The following is a 23,582-nucleotide window of genomic DNA, read 5'->3' on the forward strand; positions in this document are numbered from 1 at the left end:
TCAATTTACCTTTGGGTAAAAACATTACTAAAAGGATAGCAACTTGTTGATAGTCAAATTCAAAATCTTTAAAAAATGCTTGTATTCTTCTTTCATTTGACTCCACTTTTGAGTCAGTTGTAAAATGTAATCCAACTTCTTTGAATTGGACATTTCTACTTTTTATGATACCGAGAGTGAACTCTGAAATAAACGTTTGTCTGGCTAAATTCTTGGCTAATGGGATTTCTGAAAATAAATTTTTAATTTTGCTACTGATGATATTTTTCATTAAAGGGCTGGTTTTGTTGCTTGAGAACTACAAATTTCAGCCTTTTTTTATTAATTCTAATTTTTCATCGGGTAGAGTATTAATAACCAATAACTAATCACCAATAATCAATAACTAATAACCAATAACTAATAACCAATAACTAATCACTAATAACTAATCACTAATAACTAATCACCAATAATCACACCTGCCAAAAGACCATCTATTAAAACATCAATATCATTTTGGTCATTATAAACGTGTGGGGCAATACGTATGGATTCTCCACGAACAGAAACTAATACATTTCTCTGTTTTAGAGCCGTTTGTATTTTTGTAATATCTACCCCATTTGGCACTTTCAAACCTATTAAGTGATAAGCTTTATATGGTTCTTCATCTACCCAAAAACCTTTTTCTTGCAACAATTTCAAAGGTTCTGCCATCAAATTTTTACAATAGGCTTGAATGTTATCCACGCCCCAAGTTAAAATTTGGGTCAATGATGCCTCTAACATCGGATTCAAAATAAAATTACTTCTTTCTCCTACATTATAGCGGTCGGCTTTGGGGCGATAATGGTCGCTATAATTTATCAAATTTCTAAATTCTTCCGAACCAACCCGATTTATCCAATTGCGTTCAATGGGTGAACCTGTGTCAAAATATTCTCCAAAATATGCCACACCCGACGAATAAGGTCCTAAAAGCCATTTATAGCCTACATTTATTAAAGCATCTGGTCTGATTTTTTGAATATCAACAGGCAATGCTCCTACCGACTGTGTTCCGTCAATTACAAATAAAGCTCCATATAATCTACATTGCTGACCAATAGCTTCTAAGTCAAAACGTGTTCCATCTGCCCAATGTGTAGGAGAAATTACTACCATACAAGTATTAGCATTGATAGAATTGATAAACGTTTCATTCCAAATTTTCCCACGATTCTTTAAAGTATTAGGAGGCGAAATTGTTTTAATTTTCAAACCTTTGTCCATACAAACGCCTTCCCATGCGTACACGTCAGAAGGGAATTCTTCATGTACCATTAAGATTTCTTGTCCTGCCCGAAGATTTGGTTTAAAAGCTAAATTACGAGCAACGATTGCCATTCCATAAGAGGTGGACGGAATTAAAGCGATTCGCTCTGAATCTGGACAATTGATAAGTTGGGCAAAAAGTTTTTTTACAGGAGCAGTCGTCTCAAAAAACGTTTCTTGCGTGATAAGATGAGGTTTTGATTTTCGTAAAATACCACCAATTCCAGCTTGTTCAACTGATTTCAGGTTGGGGGACATCGTGGCACAATTGATATAATGGACGTTTTCGTCGAGACTAAATAAAGATTTTTGACAAGTAAGCATAATTTGTTGATTTCCAGAAATGATTTTTTTCTAAAAATACGAAAAAGTTTTTGCCACAACCTCTAATTTTTGTACAAATCGTACCGTAAACTAAATACTGCTTGTAAACCTTTGATTAACAAGGCTTTTATTCTATTATTGAGAAAACTTTTCAACTTTCCTAACCTCAAAATCTTGAAAAATTCTTCCTAATATTCTCATTCATTTGCTTCTACACGCAAGGTTTGCTCAATATCCAAAAACGTTGGATTCACTCAAAACTTTCTTAAAAACACAAAAACAAGCTACTATTTATGTGTTGACTTTAAATGAATTTGCGTTTTTGACTATTCAAGAAGGGAAATTTGCGAAAGCTGAAAATCATCAAGCAAATTGAAAATTTATCTAACAAATATGAACAACTAATTTTGAACTCATAAATCAGTAATAATCTCATGAAAAACACACTACTTTCTCTTCTTCTATTTTTCTGTTTTCTAACTACTTATGCCCAAATAGGCGTAAATACTGATGGTTCAGCACCACATTCATCGGCTATTTTAGATGTAAAAAGTACCACCAAAGCATTTTACCCGCCACGTATGAACACTGGTGCAAAAGAGGGAATTATAGGTGTGCAGGCGGGAGCATTGGTGTATGATGTAAATGCCCAAGACCTTAATTTTTTTACGGGTAGTCTTTGGTTAAATGTGGCAAAACTAAATTTGCCAATTTTACAATTCGGTACAACTGGTAGTTCTGATGGACTATTATCCTTAACAAATAATGCTTCATCTGGCTTTAGCACTGGCATAAGAGCCAATATTCAGGGCGACCAAGGTTTTGGCGTTGTGGGTAATGCTTATAAAACGAGCCCAACGCTACAATCTATCGGTGTGGCAGGTTTCAATTTATCAACTAATGCCAATGGTATGGGTGTTTATGGCGAACATTCTGGAAATGGTGTGGGAGTGAGTGGAAAGGCATTTGGGGCAACGGGCATAGGTGTAAAAGGTGTGTCACAAAGTGCGTCGGGAGTGGGTGTTTTTGGCGAAAATACGGCAAACGGCGTAGGTATAATTGGAAATTCCAATTTGAATATTGGACTAAAAGGCACAACTGTAAGTGGCAAAGCAATTCAAGGTGAAGCAACAGGTAGTGGAAATGCAGCTAATTTTGTTTCAGCTACTGAAACCACCGTAAAAATTCAGCTATCAGACTTAGCTCCTACGAATGCTAAAAACGCCCTCGAAGTAACAAATAGCTCAGAAAATAATATAGGTATTGCCATTAGAGGTTTGCACCAAAGTGCAGGAACTGGGGTAAAAGGTGAAACTCAAGCTGGTATTGGTGTACATGGTATCGGATATGATGGTGTAAAAGGCGAAGGCTATTATGGCGTACATGGAATTGGTAGTAACTATGGGGTTTTTGGTGAAAAAAGCGGTACGACTGGTAGTGCAATTCATGGTGTGGGTGGTCTCAGAGGGGTCTATGGGCAATCTGATGTGTATGGCGTTTATGGTGTGTCTAATTTTTTAGAACCAAATCAATATAAATATAGTGGAGTATATGGAGAATCGAATTCAAATAATAATTTAGGTTCAGGGGTATATGGAAATCACAATGGATTAGGTCCGGGGGTTAGCGGAAATAGTTTTTATGGAATCGGTGGAAGATTTAATAGTGATAATGGAATTGCCTTAATAACACAAAGTGGCAATGTAGGTATTGGTACAAATACTCCCGTTGCCAAAATGGATATAATGGGTAGTGCCTATTTAAGCCATTTTTATTATGGAGCAAATGAAGACACTTATATCCGTGGGGGCAAAGCAGGCTCAGACGTGCTGATAAATGATATTGCTGGGCAAGGTAATGTGGGCATTGGCGTATCAAATCCAGCTTATATTTTGGATATTAAAGACAGAATACGTCTGCGTGCTAATGGCTCAAATACCGCTGGTATATACCTAAATAATGCGGCAAACACTACTTGGACGGCTTTTGCGGGCATGAAAACGGATACTCAGGTCGGTTTATTTATTGGCGGTTCTTGGAGATTTTGGGTTGATAATGCGGGTAGTGGCTATCTGAACGGAAACCTAATCCAAACATCAGACAAACGCTTGAAACAAAACTTTTCATTACTAAATAATTCATTATCAAAGATATACCAATTAAAAGGTTACCACTTTAAATGGATAGAAGCATCCAGAAGTCAAGATTTACAAACGGGTTTAATTGCTCAGGAAGTGCAAAAAATCTTTCCAGAATTAGTCCAAACTGATGAAAAAGGCTTTTTATCAGTCAATTATATTGGTATTATTCCACATTTGATTGAGGCAGTGAAAGAATTAAAAAATGAGAATAACGATTTGAAAAAATTAAAAAATGAGAATGAAGATTTGAGAAATCGTTTAGATAAAATTGAAGCCATGCTTTCTGCCTCAAACTCTTTAACTGGTAAATAAAAAAGAACTTAACCTTAATCCTCTCTTTGACGTTATCAACTTTTTATAATTGTGATAGCAAATCTAAAACCAATTTTAAAGATTTGATGCGTACTTTACGGAAGTCGTCGTTTTGAACGACGACTTCCGTTGAGACTCAGATACGCAATAACTTTTTTAAATTAGTATAAAAACAAAGTCCCAATGCTTTTGTCATTACAAAAACAGAAAGAGTTTCCGACGGGAGAATTATTACAGGAACATTCAACGTGAAAGTTTTTGGAGGAGATAACAAGAAAAATGAACTCAATATCAAAGACAGAATAATTGTTGGAAAGTTTAGGCTAAAACACATTTTCTCTGATACTAAATTCTGATTTTATCAAATCATGCCAACAGAAATAGCTACTTGCAGAAGTGCTGTAATATCTTTCATACCTGTACGGGCGAGCATATTTCGCCTGTGGGTATGAACGGTAGCTAAACTCAAAAAGAGCGTTTCTGCTATTTCGTTAGAATCTTGTCCTTCTTGAATCAACCTCAAAATATCTTTTTCTCGGTCGGAAAGAATGTCACTTTCATACGTCTTTTTAGTTAAAGAATCGTAATATTTAACTTTTGAAAAATTTTCACCATAAGTATATCTCATCCACCAAAAATCATCTTTCATCAAATGAGTAATATTCTGAATGGTATTGACAACATGAATCGGATTACGATTTTTGTCTTCGTCTAAATGAGTAGTTTGAATAAAAGTTCTCACGACTTTTCCTCTTTTGGTTCGCATTTTTGCTCCAACAAAGGCAATTTTTTGATTTTCTTTATCTTCAAAAGAAGTGTCTTTTAAACATTTCAGATACCAACGTCCTGCTGTAATTGGAAAAAGGGCATGGTCAAAAGTCATCATTTGAACATATACCAAAACGCCTAAAGTAGGGTTATCTTCGGCGGTATAGCCAAACATTTCTTTCACATTACTACTAATATAGAGTTTCTTGTAAGATTTCAGCCCTATTATAGCAATGACAGTATGCGAGTTTTTAGAAAGTAAATCTAAAGACTCTTTGTTGTACAAACTTTCCTCTGGTTTCTCAGAATTTTCTTTTGCAAACTCTGTCCAAACCGTTTTTGCTTGATTAAGGATATTTTCAAATTGATTGCTCATAAATTGTAGAATAATAAATATTAAAAAACGTCATTGTTTTTTCGACACAACAAACCGAGTACACAACCCTCTGAATTTCAAAAACTTACAAAACAAACAAGAAAATACTTAAAATACCTAATTTAGGTATTGTAATTAACTCATTTGAATACGACCTTTGTTAAGGAAATATTTAACAATTGTTAATAATATCGCCAAATTAACCATTTATTAGAAAATTTTCGTGTTTTAAACATAAAGCCGCTACTTTATTTTTAAGAATAGAACCTTTCGTTGTTTATACACGAAAGGTTTTGTTTTTTTATTAGACTTACTACCTAACAGAATTGGTTAGTTAAGTTGTCCATAATTACGATTAAAGACCAATTCAATCAAAGCAACCGTCAATAATCTTGAAAAAAACGGTTCCCCTAACTATTAAATTCTCTTTATTTCCACCAATAATCATTGTTATTTCTTTGAAGTCATTTTACGACAAAAATCACACCATATTTTATCCTAAATTACCATTTCAGCTAATATAGCTAAACTATTCATGCCTGTATAATGTCAGTTGCAAATCAATCTTTTATGTAATAGTATTTGCCGAAAATGTGTAAATTGCTTTCCCTTAATTTCATCATTTTTTATCATGGACAAATTTATCCGCAATAACTTTTTAGCCATTTGTATCACATTGGCAGTCATTTTTGCCTTTGCACAAAAAGCAACTATTTTTCAACAAGACGCTCCTAAAACAGTTCAACCTGTTGTTAAAAATACCAATCAAGAAATAGAGGCAACGTTTAATAATTATTGGAAAGAACAAGGAACAGAAACATCTCTGTTTATACTAAAACAAGATTCTGTAAAAATTGCAGAAGCCATGCTTTCTTTTACTTTGCAAGATTTTGAACAAACTGAACCCAAAGAGCATATTCAGATGCTTGCAAGTACCTTTACTCAAAAAAGTATAAATTATAAAAATTCCGTGACGACCTCAACGCTTATGCCTTTAAATATTTTGCTTCGACCTCATGCTTTGGAGGTTTCAAGCTCGGTACAAGAATTGAATGGAACTGGATTTATGAAATTAACATTTGCCCCAAAATCTTACGCTGTGACGATTGAAGGAAATTTAATTAAGAAAGATGGTGAACACTTAGCATTGAGCAAAACCCATAATGAAGATGAAATGTGGTCAAAAATCAGACAAAATCCAGCAACGTTGCCACAAGGAGAATTTGAGATTATTCCAAGTTTAACTTATTGGAATTCACTTCATAAAACGCCAGAAGTACAATCGGTAAAAGCGGAATTTAAAAATTATGATGGGAAAGAATTTACAGGTAAAAAACTAAAAATATACAGCCTAAATTATCCCGATTTGAAGCGAAATTTATCCATTATTTTTGAAGAGAATTCGCCTTTCAAAATTGTGGGCTGGACGGAAGAAAATGAAGGTAAAGTAGTGATTGGTAGAAGGTATTAGTGGTTAGATAGATTAGGTTGTTAAGTTATCCCAAGATTATTTACGATTGATTCGATTTAGACGGGGTGCGTAACCTTGACGAGTTGGAATTTTTAATCGTAAATCGAATCAATCGTAATTGTAAGTACAACTTGGCGAACCAGTTCAACACCCAACCCCTAAATCCTAACCCCTATTCTATATCTTAATTCCCATTATTCCATCTGGAGAATCATAGAATGTCATGTGACCCGTTTTCTTTGAAACCTCCGCCCATGTCAAGTTCTCAAACGTCATTCCTACTACGCCACAAGTTGGCATTGAGCCAATTTCTTCATGCGTAAGATATTCTGCAAAATAGCTAATACTCGGATTATGCCCCACAATCATCACTGAATCAACTTCTTCTGAAAGCCCATTCACGGCATCTAAATAATGTTTTGGTGAACTTTCATAAAGAGCAGACTCCACCCTAACTATCTCATTATCAACCCCTAATTGTTCACAAAAAACTTGTGCGGTCATTTGTGTACGTTCAGCATTTGATGTTAATATGAGGTCAATTCCTTGCATTTTTGACGCAAGATGTTTCCCCATTCTTGCCGCATCAATCATTCCGTTGGACACAAGCGGACGAACAAGGTCAGGACTAACCGATTGGGAAGCCTCTGCATGGCGGACTAAATACAGTGTTTTTGTCATTGGTATTATTTGTAATGATTAATATTTATAGTGATTAGATATTTCTCGAATGCTTATTTCACAACCGACCCTAATTCCTTTGCAATTTGTTTTTCAATTTCTTTCGCTTCCATGAACATTTCTAATAAACGAGTTTGTTCAGTTAAATCTTTTGTTTGCGACATTTGCTTCATTAAGCCTTTCATTTGTTGTTCGTTATACGCTTTTTTCAAACGAAGAATATTCTGAAATGCTAAATCCGCTAATTTATCTTCTTCCGTTGGCACGTGAATATCGTGTTTTACCCATGCTTCCGAGATACTGTAACGCTCGGTAGAAAGATTGATTGCCTCCATTTGAATATTGGCAAGTCGATGCCCAATAAAATGTTGAGCATTCAAGATATTTCCCTGCAAAAATTGTTCCCGAAATATGGTCAAAATTTCTTGATAAATGGGCGTTTCAAAGTTCATCCCATCAATTTCTGATAAAATATATTGCATTAAAGTCACTCCTGGAGCTACACCGGGGTCAACTTCTTTTGTACCATGATTTATCAGTAAACGAATACACTCCAATTCTTGAATTCCCATGCCAGACACAACCGTTCTCGGTGCTTCAGGAGAATCAATTACGGGATTATTGACAGGTTGAGCAGGAACAAAATCAACTGGAAAACCAGAAAACTCTTCTTCTTCCGAAAAACTCATCATACCGTCCAAATCAAATGCAGGTGGCGGAGGCGTTGGTTTACTGACGGTTACACCTTTCGGCAAATCATTCTGTAAACGCTGGCGATTTTGTTCTCTTTCTCGGTCTTTATCTTTCTGTTTTGCTCGTTCAATAGAAACTTTATTACTTTCCGAAATCAGTAATTGTTCATCAATCTGCATCAAATTAGCAGTTTTCTGAAAAAATACTGAACGTTTTATCGAATCAGGAATTTTGGAAATACTTCCCACCATATCCTTAATCAACTCAGCACGTTTGAAGGGGTCACTCCCCGCTTCTTTCAAGGAAAGTTCTGCTTTGAAAGTAATAAAATCAGCAGCGTGGTCTTCAATATGCTTGACAAATGCGTCTGAACCAATCTTTTGAACGTAACTATCGGGGTCTTCTCCTTCTGGGAAAACGACTAATTTCACATTAAGTCCTTCTTCCAAAATCATATCCATTCCTCTTAGAGACGCTTTTATACCTGCCGAGTCACCGTCATACAGAACAGTAATATTCTGCGTAAAGCGACCAATCAAGCGGATTTGCTCAGTAGTCAATGACGTTCCCGACGATGCCACTACGTTTTCAATGCCTGCTTGGTGCAGAGAAATTACGTCGGTGTAACCTTCCACCAAATAACAAACATCTTGCGTTCTGATGGCATTTTTGGCTTGAAAAATACCATAAAGAACATTTGATTTATGATAAACTTCGGTTTCGGGCGAGTTGAGATATTTAGCTTGCGATTTATCCGCTTTCAGAATCCTTGCTCCAAAAGCAATCACTTTTCCTGCCACATTATGAATCGGAAATGTTACCCGATTTCTAAAACGGTCGAAGGATTTTTGAGCATTTGGATTAGCAGTTTGTTCATTTTCTTTCAAAATCGTCAAACCTGCTTTTGCCAAAATATCTAAGCTATACCCATTTTTGAGGGCTTCTTTCGTAAATGCGTCCCAACCTTCAAGGCTATAACCTAACTCAAAAGTATTAATGGTTTTATCAGAAAAACCTCTTTCTTTGAAATACGGATAACCGATGGATTGACCTTCTTCGTGTTTAAAAAGATTATTTTGGAAGTAATTTTTGGCATAATTCAAGACAATCAAAAGGCTTTCTCTTTCGTTTTGAGCCAACATTTGTTCGTCCGTCAAAACACTTTCTTGAATTTCTATTCCGTATTTTTTAGCTAAATGGCGTAAGGCTTCACCGTAACCTAAGCCTTCAATATCCATAATAAAACGGATAGAATCACCTGCTTTTCCACAGCCAAAGCACTTGTAAATTCCTTTTGCGGGCGATACTGAAAATGATGGAGATTTTTCTCCGTGAAAAGGACAACACGCCCAAAGGTTCGCTCCTTTTTTCTTCAAAGACACATAATCACCAATTACATCGGCAATGTCAGCACTTTGTCGGATACGTTCTATGGTTTGTTCGTCTATACGCATGGGGTTTGATTATTTGTTCAAAATTACGTTTTTTTTGTGAAGTTTTTGGCGTTTTGCCACGAAGACACTAAGGCACTAAGATTTATATTAGACTTTGCCACAAAGACACAAACATTTTATAAAACTTAGAGACTTTGTGCCTTCATGGCGAAACATATTAGACTTTGCCACAAAGACACAAACATTTTATAAAACTTAGAGACTTTGTGCCTTCCTGACAAAACATATTAGACTTTGCCACGAAGACGCAAAGACTCTACGTTTTGTATTCTATTGTAAAAAACTTAGAGCCTTCGTGTCTTTGTGGCAGAATTTAGTACGTGTTTAAAAAACCTTAACAACAAAAAACAAGTCATTAAATATCCTTTTAGGAAACAGATAACGTAAATTTGTTTATAGAAATTCATTTACCTTATCATCATGTCAAAAGAAAAATCCAACGACCACGGTACAGGTCATATCATTCAAAGTTTAATTGTAAACGTCCTCATTGCCTCATCAAAGGGAGTAGCAGCGTTTATGACAGGTTCAGGTTCTATGCTTGCCGAAACAATTCACTCCTTCGCCGACTGTGCCAACCAAGGACTTTTATTAGTTGGGGTAAAACAGTCTAAACGTCCAGCCGATAAAAAACACCCATTGGGCTACGGACGCTCGGTGTACTTTTGGTCTTTTATGGTGGCAATGTTATTATTTTCTATCGGTGGAATGTTCTCTATTTATGAAGGCTTACACAAATTCAGTCATCCCGAACCCGTAGAAAATATTGAATGGGCAATTGGTATTTTAGTTTTTTCATTGGCATTAGAAGGATACGCAACGTATTCAAACATTGTGGAATTAAACGAAAGAAGAGGAAATACGGGCTTCGTTGAGTACATCAGAAATACCAAAGACAGTGATTTAATCGTCATTTTTGGCGAAAACTCTGCCGCTGTTTTTGGGCTAATTCTTGCAATAACCGCCTTACTTGCAGCCTACTACACAGGCGATGGACGTTATGATGCTTTGGGTTCTTTAGCGATTGGCGTTGTACTTATTGCAGTGGCAATTTTTCTTTCTGTTGAGGTAAAATCATTACTTATTGGCGAAAGTGCCGATTCTGTGATTAATGATTTGGTAGAAAAAGAAGCAGAAAAAAGTCCAGAGATTTTAGAATTAATCAACTGTATTACCATTCAACAAGGTCCCGGTGAAGTATTAATGTGTATAAAAATCAAATGTAAACCAGACTTAACAGCTATACAAATCAGCCAAATGATTAATAAATTTGAGAATGATATTAGAAGTAAAGCTCCAGAAGTAAAATGGATTTATATCGAACCAGATTTACAGGAATGGAAATAATTGTATTTAGTGATTTGTGAATGAGTGAATTTACAAAATCTTAAATCACTAATTCACTCAATCACAATTCACAAATTTAAAACATGAAAACACGAATATTTTGGATTGAAGAAAACCTCGGCATCATGTCCAGACCTTTGGGTGGTGATGACCTTCAAGAAGAAATTATTCATTGGAAAAAGTTAGGAATCAATACAATCGTAAGTTTTCTGACCGACGAAGAAAATGAAGAATTAGATTTAGAATATGAACGAATGGATTGCCGAAGAGAAGGGTTTGAATTTATTAAATTCCCTATTGAGGACGGTAATGTTCCTGACAGCTATTTAAAAACAAAAGAATTGGTCATTGTTCTTGCCGAAAAAATAAAGGATAATCAAAAAGTTTTGCTTCACTCAAGAGGAGGAATCGGGCGAACTTCCATGATTGCTGCCAGTATTTTAGCAAAAAATGGATTATCTACCCAAAAAGCTTTTGACCTAATTATCAAAATAAGAGGCATTAAAGTACCTGATTCTGATATTCAAAAAAACTGGGTAGAAGAATTTGTTTTGAAAATGAAATAAAATCAATAAGCCCTGACATAGTTTTAGCTATTGTCAGGGCTTATTGGTGGAAATCGGTATTTGCTTTGATATGTTAAATTCCAATACTAAAACTCAACACCTAAACCCTAACACCTACTTAAACCAAAGTAGCCGTCAAAGTAATTTCAGTATTCAATAATTGCGAAATCGGGCAATTTGCTTTTGCATCTAAAGCCGCCGCTTGGAATTGTTCTTCTGTGATGTTTGGAATTGAAGCCTGTAAATCTAAATGGATATTCGTAATTTTTCCATCTTCAAAAAGCACTTTTGCATTTGTATCAATGTTATCAGCCGTAAAACCTGCTTCATTCAAAACAAAGCTAAATTTCATTGAAAAACAACCTGCATGTGCCGCTCCGATTAATTCTTCTGGATTTGTACCAACACCGTCAGCAAAACGAGTTTTGAATGATAATTGTGCATTATCTAAAGTTGTACTTTGCGTAGAAACGGTTCCAACGCCTTCCATTCCTGTACCTTTCCAATTTGCCGATGCTTGTCTTGTAAATTTCATATTCTTTGTGTTTTTGAGTTAATTACTGTTTAATTATGACACAAATTTCAACATCAAATATTACTAAAACTTTAACCCAAGTTAAAATCGTTTAGAGTTGATAAAATATTTTCAGAAGAGATTTGCTAACTTTTCAAAGTTAGCAAATCTTCCATCCTAAAATATGTTGAAAAGAGATTCTCCAACTTTTAAAAAGTTGGAGAATCTAAATCACATACATTGAAGATTCCGTAATTCCTTAACAACAATTCGTAAATATCTTTTTACTTCCCTGATAACCTTTTTCTAATTCTACTCAAAGAAGGTCCTTGTATGCCCAAATACGAAGAAATATGATACAAAGGAATGGCGTTCATTATATCTGGATGCTGAGCTACCAAATCTAAATAACGTTCTTCTGGCGTTTGAAATAATAGACTTTCAGTTCTGTTCAAAGCCACATTTGAGGCTTGTTCGGCTATTAACCGCCCCAAACGCTCCCATTCGTGCGACTGCCGATAAAGTCCCAACAAATGGTCGATATGAATGTAAATTACCTTTGAGTTGACCATTGCTTGCGTATAAAAATGACAAGGCACTTGATTGATAAAACTGGCATACGAAACCACAATTTGGTTGTGAGTATAGAAAAAAACATTCTTCTCATCACCCGATTTTTCATCTAAATAATAAGTCCTAAAAACACCGTCCACTACAAAACCCAAATATTTACACACTTGTTGAAAGTCGTTATAGAGTTCTCCTTTTTTATATTCTCTAACTTGCCAATGTTGTTCCGACAAATTAAAGGCTTCATCGCTCATTCCTGCAAATGATTTTAAGGCATTTCTTAGTAAATTTATTTCAGTCATCATTTTGTTAATTTGTAGGACAGCTTTCCAAGCTGTCAATGGAAAGACAGGTTAACCCCCAATATCGTTCAGTTAAGAAATTTATACGTTATTGTTTGTAGACAAACTTCCCGAAAGTTCAAAACTTTCGGGAAGTTAAAATGACGTTGGGTTAAACCTGATTAATTTAAAGCAAAGAATCATTTCAACAAGTTTCATGTTTGCATAATATACTTAAAACTATTTTTGTGATGCCCAAATCAAAGGAATATCAAATAATTCTTTTTGACGGAGTTTGTAATTTCTGCAATTCATCCATCAATTTCATTATCGACCACGACCCTGAAAAAAACTTCAAATTCGCTTCTTTACAATCTGATTTTGGGCAAAAAACGTTACGCAAATTCAATAAAAACACGGAGGATTTTGATTCTGTAATTCTTATCAAAAATAATCAGCTATACCAAAAAGCAGAAGCAGCTTTAGAAATCACCAAACAACTTTCGGGTTTGTGGAAATACCTTTCCATTTTCAAGATTCTGCCAACTTCTATTCTCAATTTTTTCTACAACATTATTGCCCAAAATCGGTACAGAATATTCGGTAAATCAGACACTTGTCGTATGCCTACTCCCGACCTAAAAGAAAGATTTTTGGTTGAGAATAGTTAATAGCGTGTCAGAATAGTTAATTTTGTAATCAAGAAAATGAGACAATATGAGCTTATTGAAAGCTACATTCGCTTTTCGCAAATCGCTTTTCGCTCACTGTATTCACACATTAACTCAATCATTCATTGAATATGAAAGCATACGTTTTCCCTGGTCAGGGTTCACAATTCAGAGGTATGGGCAAAGACCTATACGACAATTCAGCATCTGCAAAAGCTCTTTTTGAGCAAGCCAACGATATTTTAGGCTTCCGCATTACCGACATCATGTTTGAAGGTACTGACGAAGAACTCAAACAAACTAAAGTAACTCAACCTGCTATTTTCTTACACTCTGTTATTTTAGCGAAAGAAACTGCGGATTTCAAACCAGAGATGGTTGCAGGACACTCATTAGGCGAATTCTCAGCTTTGGTTTCAGCAGGTGCATTAAGCTTTGAAGATGGCTTACGTTTAGTTTCTGCCCGTGCTTTAGCAATGCAAAAGGCTTGCGAAGCTAATCCTTCAACAATGGCTGCGGTACTCAATTTAGCCGATAATGTTATTGAAGAGATTTGTGCCTCAGTAACCGACCAAGTTGTCGTAGCTGCCAATTATAACTGTCCAGGACAAGTTGTAATCTCTGGGTCAAACGAAGGCGTTGCACAAGCGGGTGAAAAATTGAAAGCAGCTGGTGCAAAAAGAGTATTGCCATTGCCAGTTGGCGGAGCATTCCACTCTCCTTTAATGGAACCAGCTCGTGAGGAATTAGCAGCCGCTATTCAGGCAACAACCTTTACAAGTCCAGCTTGTCCAATCTATCAAAACGTAAATGCTCAACCTTCAACTGATGTTGAAACAATTAAAGCTAATTTGATTGCTCAATTAACAGGAGCTGTTCGTTGGACGCAATCAGTTCAAAATATGATTGCTGACGGAGCAACTTCATTTGTAGAATGTGGTCCGGGTAAAGTTTTACAAGGTTTAGTTAAAAAAATCAATGCTGAAGTAGAAACCGCAGGCGTTTAATTTTTCAATTATAGATTCTTGAAAGGTCTAAAAGGCATAAATCTCATGTTTTTTAGACCTTTTTCATTTTTATCTACTTTTGAATCAATTGAGTGCATTTTTTTATCAATTTTAACCTCCACAATTTCAACAACTTAGCAAATATTATTATTTTTTTTCATTTTTTTTCTTGAATAGACTTGACACATAACGATTAAAAGTGTAATTTTGCATCACTTTTCAGAAGGACATTAAGTCAAAAAGAAAACAGATTGACCGATGGTGTAATGGTAACACAACGGTTTTTGGTACCGTTATTCATGGTTCGAATCCATGTCGGTTAACAAAACCTCTCAGCAATGAGAGGTTTTTTGTTTTATAGTCCAATATGATTCAAGGAGAAATCAAATCCATAAAAATGCCCTTGAAAATTAATTCAAGGGCATTTTACTTTTCTCTATCTTCTTACAAATTAGTCAAATCAAAACCTTCCATAAAGGCAGTTGTAAACTGTCCAGATTTGAAACGTTCATCATCCATCAATTTAATGTGGAATGGAATCGTAGTTTTGACACCTTCAATGACAAATTCTTGTAAAGCACGTTTCATTCTTAAAAGCACTTCTTCACGGCTCTGACCCGAAACAATTACTTTAGCAATCATCGAGTCGTAGTTTGGTGGAATGGTGTATCCAGAATAAACATGGCTATCAATACGTACTCCATGACCGCCCGGTAAATGTAAATTAGTGATTTTCCCCGGAGATGGACGGAATCCATTTGAAGGGTCTTCAGCATTAATTCTACATTCTAAAGCATATAATTTCGGGAAATAATTTTGCCCAGAAATAGCTATACCTGCTGCAACTTTGATTTGTTCTTTAATTAAGTCAAAATCGGTAACTTCTTCTGTAATTGGGTGTTCTACTTGGATACGAGTATTCATTTCCATAAAGTAGAAATCTCCATTTTTATCCACTAAGAATTCAATCGTTCCTGCACCTTCATATTTGATGGCTGCTGCACCTTTGATAGCTGCAATACCCATACGCTCACGCAATTCTGGCGTAAGAGCAGGAGAAGGGGTTTCTTCACAAAGTTTTTGGTGACGACGTTGGATTGAGCAATCACGTTCTGACAAGTGACAAACTGTACCAAATTGGTCACCTACAATTTGAATTTCAATGTGGCGAGGTTCTTCTACATATTTTTCCATGTAAAGACCATCATTACCAAATGCCGCCGCTGATTCAGTTTTGGCATCATCCCAAAGCTTTTCAAATTCATCTTCGTGACGGATAATACGCATACCACGTCCACCACCACCAGCCGTAGCTTTAATGATAACTGGGTATTTAATTTCTTTCGCTAAAGCTTTAGCTTCTTCAACAGTATCAATCAAACCTTCTGACCCTGGAATAACAGGAACACCAGAGGTTTTCATGGTTGCCTTAGCTGTTGCTTTATCTCCCATTGAATTAATCTGCTCAGCAGTTGCTCCAATAAATTTGATACCATATTCAGCACAAATTCTTGAAAACTCAGCATTTTCAGATAAAAATCCGTAACCTGGGTGAATAGCGTCAGCTCCTGTTACTTCGGCTGCTGAAATAATGGCAGGAATATTTAAGTACGATTGACGACTTGGTGGAGGTCCAATACAAACGGCTTCATCAGCAAATTTAACATGGAGGCTTTCACGGTCGGCAGTTGAATAAACTGCTACCGTTTTGATTCCCATTTCTCGGCACGTTCTAATAATGCGAAGGGCAATCTCACCACGATTGGCAATAAGTATTTTTTTAAACATCTTATCAGTTATCAGTTATCAGTTATCAGTCATCAGTACAATAGACTTCTATTGTTACGTCTTCTCAATAACCATTTTTAATAAAACTAATAAGCAATCTTCATTATCAGCTATCAATTATGACTTATGGATAACTGATAACTGATAACTGATAACTGCCTACTGTTCTACAACAAAAAGTGGTTGGTCAAATTCAACTGGAGTTGCGTTTTCAACCAAAACTTCAACAATTTTTCCTGAGATTTCAGCTTCGATTTCATTAAACAATTTCATTGCTTCAATGATACAAACTGTTTTCCCTTTCGAAATTTCTGTTCCAATTTCTACAAATGAAGCCTTATCTGGTCCAGCTGAACGATAGAATGTTCCAATCATTGGAGATTTGATAGTTACTCTGTTTGAAGCCACAGGAGCAGCAACTGGTGCAGCAACAGGACTTGCAGGAGCAGCGGCTACCGCAACTGGTGCAGCAGCGACAACTGGAGCAGCGACTGCTACTTGTTGTACTACTGGAGCAACGCCATATCTTTTTACAGATAATTTCAATTCTGAGGTTTCAATATTTACCTCATCAAGCGTTGACTGTGCAATAAAGTCAAGGAGTTTTTGGATTTCTTTATTTTCCATGTTCTTATTTTAGGGGTTAGATATTAGGTGTTGGGTATTAGCGATAGGCGAAAAACCTAAAACCTGATACCTAACAGCCAATACCTCAATTATTTAACTCTTTCTACGTACTCATAAGTACGAGTATCTACTTTAATTTTTTCGTCTTGTTGGATGAATAATGGTACAGTAATCGTTGCTCCTGTTTCTACGGTTGCAGGTTTTTTAGGAGCGTTGGCTGTATCCCCTTTAATTCCATGTTCTGTATAAGTTACTACTAACTCAACAAACATTGGCATTTCGCAAGAAATTGGCAAATCTGTTTCTGTATTGATAAGAATCTCAACTTCTTGACCTTCTTTCATCAAGTCCGAAGCCTCAACCATTTCTTTATTAACGGTGATTTGTTCAAACGTTTCAATATCCATAAAAGTAAAACCAAACTCTTCTGCATAAAGATATTGAAAAGCACGACGTTCTACACGTACAGGGTAAATTGTTACGCCTGAGTTGAAGGTATTGTCAATTACTTTTCCAGAAGTTAATGACTTCAACTTTGTTCTCACAAAGGCTGGACCTTTTCCTGGTTTTACATGAAGGAATTCAATAATTGAAAACAAATCGTTGTTGTATTTAATTACTAATCCGTTTTTAATGTCTGCGGTATTTGCCATTTCTGTTTATTAATTTAATTGAGAATTAGTCTTTCCTAAATGCTCAATTTTCTATTTTGTTCTATTTTAATGTTGTATCATGACTGAATTTCAATCACTTATATCGCCCATTTCAAGTAAATACTTCCCCAAGTAAATCCACCACCAAAGGCAGCCAAGATTAAATTATCTCCTTTTTTCAATTGAGACTCATAATCCCACAAACACAATGGTATAGTTGCAGCGGTTGTATTTCCGTATTTCTGAATGGTCATCATTACTTTTTCTGGCCCTACTCCCATTCTATTTGCCGTTGCGTCAATAATACGTTTATTGGCTTGGTGTGGTACTAAGAATGAAATATCATCGCCTGTCAAGTTGTTTCTTTCCATAATTTCTGCCGAAACATCTGCCATTCTGGTTACAGCAAATTTGAAAACTGCTTGACCTTCTTGATGGATATAATGCCATCTATTATCAATTGTTTCGTGAGTTGGCGGATAGGCACTACCACCCGCTTTTTGAATCAAGTGATTTGCTCCTGCTCCGTCTGACTTTAGAATGAAATCTTGAATACCAAGTCCTTCATAATTAGCTTCTAATAAAACAGCTCCTGCTCCATCGCCAAAAAGTACACAAGTAGTACGGTCTGTATAATCAACAATTGACGACATTTTATCCGCACCTACTACTACTACTTTTTTGTAACGCCCTGATTCTATGAACATTGCTCCTGTTGTAAGGGCATTCAAAAAACCAGAACACGCCGCCGCAATGTCATAAGAACCCACTTGTGGAATACCTACGGCATTTGCAATGATATTGGCTGTTGCAGGGAAAAAATGGTCGGGTGAAATAGTGGCACAAATTAGCAAATCTATTTCTTCGGGATTTGTATTGGTTTTAGCTAATAAGCCTTTAACCGCCTCTATTGCCATTACAGATGTTCCTTTCCCTTCTCCTTTTAAAATATGACGTTGTTTTATTCCCGTTCGAGAAGTTATCCATTCGTCATTGGTATCAACAAGTTTGGCAAGGTCAGCATTCGTAAGAATATCTTCGGGAACGTATCCCTGTACGCCTGTAATTGCAGCAGTAATTTTGGTCATATTTTTTAGGGGTTAGGGATTAGGGGTTAGGGATTAGGGGTAAGAGTTGGGCAATATACCCTAATCCCTAACCCCTAATCCCTAATCCCCAACCCCTAACTTAATGCTTCTTTAATTTTTTCAGTAACTTTTGATTCAACCACCTTACGGCAAAGATGAACCATATTTTTTGCCGCCGTTGCCGACGACGAACCATGGGCAATTATGACATTTCCGTTTACCCCAATTATCGGACTGCCACCCACAGCTTCGTAATTTGTTTTATCCAAAAACTCGTCTCTAATTCCTCTATCTTTCATAATTCCGTACAGAGACTCGCCCATTTTAAGGAGAATATTTCCTGTAAAACCATCTGTTACGATAACATCTGCTTTTCCTTTGAAAAAGTCTTTTCCTTCAATATTTCCAATAAAATTAATGGAAGTATTTTCTTTCATTAATTTATAAGCTTGTTGAGCTACCAATGAACCTTTCTCTTCTTCTTCTCCGATATTCATCAAAGCAACTCTTGGCGTATCAATACCCATCGTTGCTTCTGCATAAATAGAACCTAAGACACCAAATTGAGCAAGCATTTCTGGCTTCACGTCGGCATTTGCACCAATGTCTAAAATAACGGCTAATTTACCATCTATTTGTGGTGCAAAACCTGCAATTGGTGGACGTTGAACACCTTCAATTGTTTTAATTGAGAACAAAGAACCAACCATCATTGCACCTGTATTTCCTGCTGATGCAAAAACGTCTATCTCGCCTGTCTTTAAAAGTTTAAACCCAACTCCGATACTGGAATTGGGTTTAGATTGTAATGCTCTAACAGGGTGTTCACCCATTTCAATAGTCTCATTTGCTTCAACGATTTCAATGTTAGTCCCTTTATAGTTCTGATTATCAATTATTTGCTGAATATCCTGTACATTACCTATCAATACGATGGTAGTGTCAGCAGGTATTTCGTTAGCTGCTAAAATAATTCCTTCTACGATTGCCTTGGGAGCAAAATCTCCGCCCATTGCATCAATACCTATCTTCATTAATATATTTTTCTGGTTAAACAATCTGACCACAAAAATAATAGTTTATGAAGTGTTAAACAGTATTTTTTCGTAAAAATAGTTTCAAAGTTTGAGTTTATTTTAAAATATCTCAATCTTTGAAACTATCAGGATGTTATTGTTATAATGTTCAAAACACAGATTATAATGCCTCATTTTAAGCTAATTTGATTTATATCAATTTATTCAAAATGTAACATTTTATCTGGAAATGAGTATTAATCAATAGTTAGTGTTACTTATACTTGAGCAGCGTAGCCTTCAACTACCATTTTGCCTTTGTACATAAGATTTCCTTCAAATACGTGAGCACGGTGACGTAAGTGAATTTCGCCAGTTGTCGGGTCAGTAGTGATGGTTTTTGGAGTTCCAAAGTCGTGTGAACGTCTTTTATCTCTACGAGTCGTCGAGTGTCTGCGTTTAGGATGTGCCATTTCTTTATTTCCTTAATTTATGATTTCTATTTTTATTTAATACTAATTTTCTCTTAATTTCATCAAAGCTGCCCAGCGTGGGTCAATTGCCTTGTCTGATTGCTCTTCAATTTCATCGTCTTCTTCATCTCCTTCTTTAATTGTTGAGTAAACTATCTCTCCTTCATCTTCTACCTCATCGTCGTTCCACTCAAAATCATCGTCATCGTCTCCAAAGTCAAAATTATCGTCATCATCTTCTTCTTCCTCATCAAAATCTTCCTCTTCGTATTCGTCTTCAAACTTTTTCATCAGACTTTCATACGTAACTTCGTCATGCGTAAATCTTGGATGTAATTTCTTTATCGGAATTTGTAAACCAATAAAATCAAAAACATCTTGAGCAACGTTGATATACTGTGTATTACGGTCAATCAACATCAATTCTTCTGTAATTTCTTCGGTACGGTCAGAGAATTTTAAAATCATTTTCTGAGTAATATCGAATGGAAAATCAAATGTATCCAAACTACGGTCACAAGTTAGTTCTACACTACCAACTATTTTGTAAACCATCTGAATCATCGTTTCACTTTTATCTAAAACGACAGTAGCTTTGAAATTCCCTTTAGAAATTAAATCTTGTTCAAGTGCTACAAAAAAATCATCACCGCCTTCAAATTCATGCAAATGTTGCTTGTTTTCGAGGCGAAAGATGTCAATTTTATAAGTATTTAAGATGCTCTTTTTCACAGACTTTCATTGAAAAGACTGCAAAATTAGTGAGTTTTTTTTAGAAAGAAAAGGATTGTTTTAAATATTACTTACAAGTTGTTGGTTATTAGTAGTTTGGAGTATGTCCATATACGCACAAAAAGTGTTCGTTTTCGTACACTTTCCACAAACCACCACTCTTCAATTCACTAAAAATCAAACACTTACCTTTTTGGCATAGCATTAGACTATTTATTAGTACAAAGAAAAATTTGTTTCAAAAAAGCAGAAAAATTCCTTTAACCCTGCTATTTAATCTCTGATAAGATGTTACAGAATTATTTAAAAATCGCACTCAGAAACCTTCTTAGAAATAAGGTTTATTCATTTATCAATATTGCTGGATTGGCTGTTGGTATGGCAGTGGCTATGCTTATTGGACTTTGGATATATGATGAAGTATCTGCTAATAAACACCATAAAAATTACGAAACCCTTTATCAGGTAAAAATGCACCAAACTTTTGACGGGCATCGTGGCACGCAGGACGCACTTCCATTTCCAATTGGTGTAGAATTGAAAACTAAATATCCTGATTTTAAAGGAGTAGCTATGTGCGACTGGGGTTCAAAAAGCTCATTGGTATTGGGGACAAAAAAACTATTGAAAGAAGGACATTTTTTGGGCGAAGATGGTGTGGATATGTTTTCTTTAAATATCCTCAAAGGAGATAAAAACCCTTTACACGACCCGTATTCAATTGTTTTGACTGACGAAACAGCAAAAGCCTTTTTTGGCGATGAAAACCCAATCGGGAAAGTATTAAAATTTGATAATAAAACAGATGTAAAAGTAACTGCCGTTGTAGCAAAACAACCACATAATAGCACCTTAAAATTTGATTTTTTATTGCCTTGGCAATTACAAGTGAGCATTTATCCTTGGATGAAGAACCAAGATACGGAATGGGGCAATAATTCATATCAAACTTTTGTGCAATTACGTCCAGAAGCAAATGAGGCGAATGTTAATGCCAAAGTAAAAGAGTTGGTACGTAGCCATTTCAAAGACGATAAGTTGATGTTCAACACTATTAAACCTGAAATATTTATTCATCCAATGGCTAAATGGAGACTCTATTCTGAGTTTGAAAACGGGGTAAATACAGGCGGATTCATTAAATATGTGCGTTTATTTGGAATTTTGGGGCTTTTAGTTTTGGTAATTGCCTGTATTAATTTTATGAATTTAAGCACCGCTCGTTCTGAAAAAAGAGCCAAAGAAGTAGGAATCCGCAAGGCTGTGGGTTCGGTACGAGAACAATTAATTGGGCAGTTTCTGAGTGAGTCGCTCATGATTTCCTTCTTTGCTTTCTTATTTGCTTTGGTTTTGGTTAGTTTATCTCTACCGTTCTTCAACACGCTGACCGAAAAGGAAATGAGTTTGCAACTGAACAATCCTCTTTTCTGGACGATTATGATTGCATTTACCATTTTAACGGGCTTATTAGCGGGAAGTTACCCAGCGTTTTATCTATCGGCATTCAATCCTGTACGGGTACTCAAAGGAAATCTGCACGTAGGAAGGGGAAGTTCATTGCCTCGTAAGGTTTTAGTAGTGGTTCAATTTGCGTGTTCGGTCATTTTGATGATAGGTACTATCATTATTTATCAGCAAGTAAGTCATGGTAAAGACCGCCCCGTTGGATTTACGACAAAAGGCTTAATATCAATCAGTTGGACAGAAGATATTGATAAACATCATGAAGCAATTCGCAATGAGTTAGTAAGTTCTGGAGCAGCAACTTCAATTACAAAAAGTAATTCAGAACCTACCCAAATTTGGAGTAACAACAGAGGCTGGGAATGGAAAGGAAGTCAACCAAATGATAAAGGGGTAATTTTTTCAACCATTGCTACCAGTTACGACTACGTAAAAACAATGGGTATTAAAATGATTGCAGGAAGGGATTTTTCAGAAGAATTTGCCAGTGATTCCTTAGGCGTAATCTTAAATGAATCCGCCGTAAAACGCATGGGTTTAGATAAAAAAGGGATAGCAAATGCCATAGGCGAAACATTAAAATGGGGTAACAGTCCAAATCTGAAAGTGATTGGCGTAATTCCTGATATGCAAATGGAGTCTCCTTTCAGAAAAATAAACCCTTTAACTATTGTATTTAACAAAACTTGGGTAAATAAGTTAGTAGTTCGTCTCAACCCAAGTATGTCGGCTTCTGATGCTATCAATAAGATTAAACCAATTATTGAGAAATATAATCCTGGTTTTCCATTCGACTATCAATTTGCCGATGAACAATACGCTAAAAAGTTCAATTACGAAGAGTTGGTGGGCAATTTAGCGGCTATTGTTGCACTTTTGGCAATCTTCATTTCGTGTTTGGGTTTATTTGGCTTAGCGTCTTTCATGGCAGAACAACGTACCAAAGAAATTGGCGTGAGAAAGGTTTTGGGAGCGAGTGTATTAAACCTTTGGCAACTACTTTCAAAAGACTTTGTAATGTTGGTACTCATTGCCTGCGGAATTGCTATGCCTATTGCCTATTATGCCATGAACGAATGGCTCAAAGACTACGAATACAAGATAAATATTGGATTGGGAGTATTCGTTTTAGTGATAGTTGTTGCGGTGCTGATAACATTACTGACGGTGAGTTATCAAGCAATAAAAGCGGCAATTGCAAACCCTGTAAAATCATTGAGAACGGAGTAGATATTATAAGCGAAAAAGCGATTTGCGAATAACACAATC

22 protein-coding genes and 1 tRNA gene are annotated in these 23,582 nt (G+C 35.9%); 9 read left to right on the forward strand and 14 right to left on the reverse strand.

Going from position 1 to position 23,582, the window contains the following annotated elements:
- Together LV89_RS12985 and LV89_RS12990 are read right to left on the reverse strand one after the other, a co-directional pair.
- Positions 1-271: hypothetical protein (locus tag LV89_RS12985; RefSeq protein ID WP_211321191.1), on the reverse strand; the 271-nt coding region annotated here is incomplete at its 3' end.
- A 170-nt stretch (positions 272-441) separates the two neighbouring features.
- Entirely contained in the window at positions 442-1,620 is a 1,179-nt protein-coding gene (locus LV89_RS12990; protein WP_109743337.1) for an aminotransferase class V-fold PLP-dependent enzyme, read from the reverse strand.
- 244 nt (positions 1,621-1,864) lie between these two features.
- Between LV89_RS12990 and LV89_RS25810 the strand changes: the two genes are divergently transcribed.
- Both LV89_RS25810 and LV89_RS12995 read left to right on the forward strand, forming a co-directional pair.
- Positions 1,865-1,996 carry a hypothetical protein gene (locus LV89_RS25810; RefSeq protein ID WP_262509861.1) on the forward strand — a complete coding sequence of 44 codons (132 nt, stop codon included), beginning with the start codon at positions 1,865-1,867 and terminating at the stop codon, positions 1,994-1,996.
- A gap of 58 nt (positions 1,997-2,054) precedes the next feature.
- Positions 2,055-4,073, forward strand: a complete 2,019-nt coding sequence (locus LV89_RS12995) for a tail fiber domain-containing protein (RefSeq protein WP_109743338.1) — start codon at positions 2,055-2,057, stop codon at positions 4,071-4,073.
- Positions 4,074-4,434: 361 nt separating this feature from the next.
- On the opposite strand, the gene LV89_RS13000 is transcribed toward LV89_RS12995, so the two are convergent.
- Positions 4,435-5,217, reverse strand: a complete 783-nt coding sequence (locus LV89_RS13000; protein ID WP_109743339.1) for a response regulator transcription factor — start codon at positions 5,215-5,217, stop codon at positions 4,435-4,437.
- A 631-nt stretch (positions 5,218-5,848) separates the two neighbouring features.
- Between LV89_RS13000 and LV89_RS13005 the strand changes: the two genes are divergently transcribed.
- Complete coding sequence (locus tag LV89_RS13005; protein WP_109743340.1) at positions 5,849-6,688, forward strand: hypothetical protein; 840 nt, start codon at positions 5,849-5,851, stop codon at positions 6,686-6,688.
- Positions 6,689-6,865: 177 nt separating this feature from the next.
- Here the strand turns inward: LV89_RS13005 and LV89_RS13010 are convergent, their stop codons facing one another.
- Together LV89_RS13010 and dnaG are read right to left on the reverse strand one after the other, a co-directional pair.
- On the reverse strand, positions 6,866-7,369 hold the full coding sequence (locus LV89_RS13010; protein ID WP_109743341.1) for a SixA phosphatase family protein: 504 nt from the start codon (positions 7,367-7,369) through the stop codon (positions 6,866-6,868).
- A 53-nt stretch (positions 7,370-7,422) separates the two neighbouring features.
- Positions 7,423-9,516: a DNA primase gene (gene dnaG / locus LV89_RS13015; RefSeq protein ID WP_109743342.1), complete on the reverse strand. Its 2,094-nt coding sequence runs from the start codon at positions 9,514-9,516 to the stop codon at positions 7,423-7,425.
- 420 nt (positions 9,517-9,936) lie between these two features.
- Between dnaG and LV89_RS13020 the strand changes: the two genes are divergently transcribed.
- The gene (locus tag LV89_RS13020) at positions 9,937-10,863 is read left to right on the forward strand and encodes a cation diffusion facilitator family transporter (RefSeq protein ID WP_109743343.1); all 927 of its coding nucleotides are present in this window, start codon (positions 9,937-9,939) and stop codon (positions 10,861-10,863) included.
- 83 nt (positions 10,864-10,946) lie between these two features.
- Entirely contained in the window at positions 10,947-11,429 is a 483-nt protein-coding gene (locus LV89_RS13025) for a protein-tyrosine phosphatase family protein (protein WP_109743344.1), read from the forward strand.
- 118 nt (positions 11,430-11,547) lie between these two features.
- On the opposite strand, the gene LV89_RS13030 is transcribed toward LV89_RS13025, so the two are convergent.
- Entirely contained in the window at positions 11,548-11,964 is a 417-nt protein-coding gene (locus tag LV89_RS13030) for an OsmC family protein (protein WP_109743345.1), read from the reverse strand.
- A 263-nt stretch (positions 11,965-12,227) separates the two neighbouring features.
- Positions 12,228-12,818 carry a Crp/Fnr family transcriptional regulator gene (locus LV89_RS13035; RefSeq protein WP_229201515.1) on the reverse strand — a complete coding sequence of 197 codons (591 nt, stop codon included), beginning with the start codon at positions 12,816-12,818 and terminating at the stop codon, positions 12,228-12,230.
- A 227-nt stretch (positions 12,819-13,045) separates the two neighbouring features.
- Here LV89_RS13035 and LV89_RS13040 point away from each other — a divergent pair, with 227 nt between their 5' ends.
- The 3 genes from LV89_RS13040 (at position 13,046) to LV89_RS13050 (ending at position 14,795) form a co-directional block, all read left to right on the forward strand.
- Complete coding sequence (locus LV89_RS13040; protein WP_109743346.1) at positions 13,046-13,465, forward strand: thiol-disulfide oxidoreductase DCC family protein; 420 nt, start codon at positions 13,046-13,048, stop codon at positions 13,463-13,465.
- Positions 13,466-13,596: 131 nt separating this feature from the next.
- A complete protein-coding gene (gene fabD / locus LV89_RS13045) occupies positions 13,597-14,472 on the forward strand; it encodes an ACP S-malonyltransferase (protein WP_109743347.1) in 876 nt (291 codons plus the stop codon).
- A 252-nt stretch (positions 14,473-14,724) separates the two neighbouring features.
- Positions 14,725-14,795, forward strand: a tRNA-Gln gene (locus tag LV89_RS13050).
- 121 nt (positions 14,796-14,916) lie between these two features.
- Here the strand turns inward: LV89_RS13050 and accC are convergent.
- The 7 genes from accC to LV89_RS13085 all read right to left on the reverse strand — a co-directional run bounded on the left by accC (position 14,917) and on the right by LV89_RS13085 (position 20,849).
- Positions 14,917-16,260, reverse strand: a complete 1,344-nt coding sequence (gene accC / locus LV89_RS13055) for an acetyl-CoA carboxylase biotin carboxylase subunit (RefSeq protein ID WP_109743348.1) — start codon at positions 16,258-16,260, stop codon at positions 14,917-14,919.
- Between the two features lie 159 nt (positions 16,261-16,419).
- Complete coding sequence (gene accB, locus LV89_RS13060) at positions 16,420-16,887, reverse strand: acetyl-CoA carboxylase biotin carboxyl carrier protein (protein WP_109743349.1); 468 nt, start codon at positions 16,885-16,887, stop codon at positions 16,420-16,422.
- Between the two features lie 89 nt (positions 16,888-16,976).
- Positions 16,977-17,540 (reverse strand): elongation factor P, encoded by a 564-nt coding sequence (gene efp / locus LV89_RS13065; protein WP_109743350.1) that lies wholly within the window; start codon positions 17,538-17,540, stop codon positions 16,977-16,979.
- A gap of 98 nt (positions 17,541-17,638) precedes the next feature.
- Positions 17,639-18,628, reverse strand: coding sequence for a beta-ketoacyl-ACP synthase III (locus LV89_RS13070; protein WP_109743351.1), 990 nt, complete (start codon positions 18,626-18,628; stop codon positions 17,639-17,641).
- Between the two features lie 95 nt (positions 18,629-18,723).
- Positions 18,724-19,662 carry a phosphate acyltransferase PlsX gene (gene plsX / locus LV89_RS13075; protein WP_109743352.1) on the reverse strand — a complete coding sequence of 313 codons (939 nt, stop codon included), beginning with the start codon at positions 19,660-19,662 and terminating at the stop codon, positions 18,724-18,726.
- 260 nt (positions 19,663-19,922) lie between these two features.
- Positions 19,923-20,117 carry a 50S ribosomal protein L32 gene (gene rpmF / locus LV89_RS13080; protein ID WP_109743353.1) on the reverse strand — a complete coding sequence of 65 codons (195 nt, stop codon included), beginning with the start codon at positions 20,115-20,117 and terminating at the stop codon, positions 19,923-19,925.
- Positions 20,118-20,159: 42 nt separating this feature from the next.
- On the reverse strand, positions 20,160-20,849 hold the full coding sequence (locus LV89_RS13085) for a YceD family protein (protein WP_109743354.1): 690 nt from the start codon (positions 20,847-20,849) through the stop codon (positions 20,160-20,162).
- Between the two features lie 288 nt (positions 20,850-21,137).
- Here LV89_RS13085 and LV89_RS13090 point away from each other — a divergent pair, with 288 nt between their 5' ends.
- Positions 21,138-23,543, forward strand: a complete 2,406-nt coding sequence (locus LV89_RS13090; RefSeq protein ID WP_109743355.1) for an ABC transporter permease — start codon at positions 21,138-21,140, stop codon at positions 23,541-23,543.
- The last annotated feature ends 39 nt before the right edge of the window (positions 23,544-23,582 follow it).

Source organism: Arcicella aurantiaca, from assembly GCF_003148625.1.
GTDB classification, from domain to species: Bacteria; Bacteroidota; Bacteroidia; order Cytophagales; family Spirosomataceae; genus Arcicella; species Arcicella aurantiaca.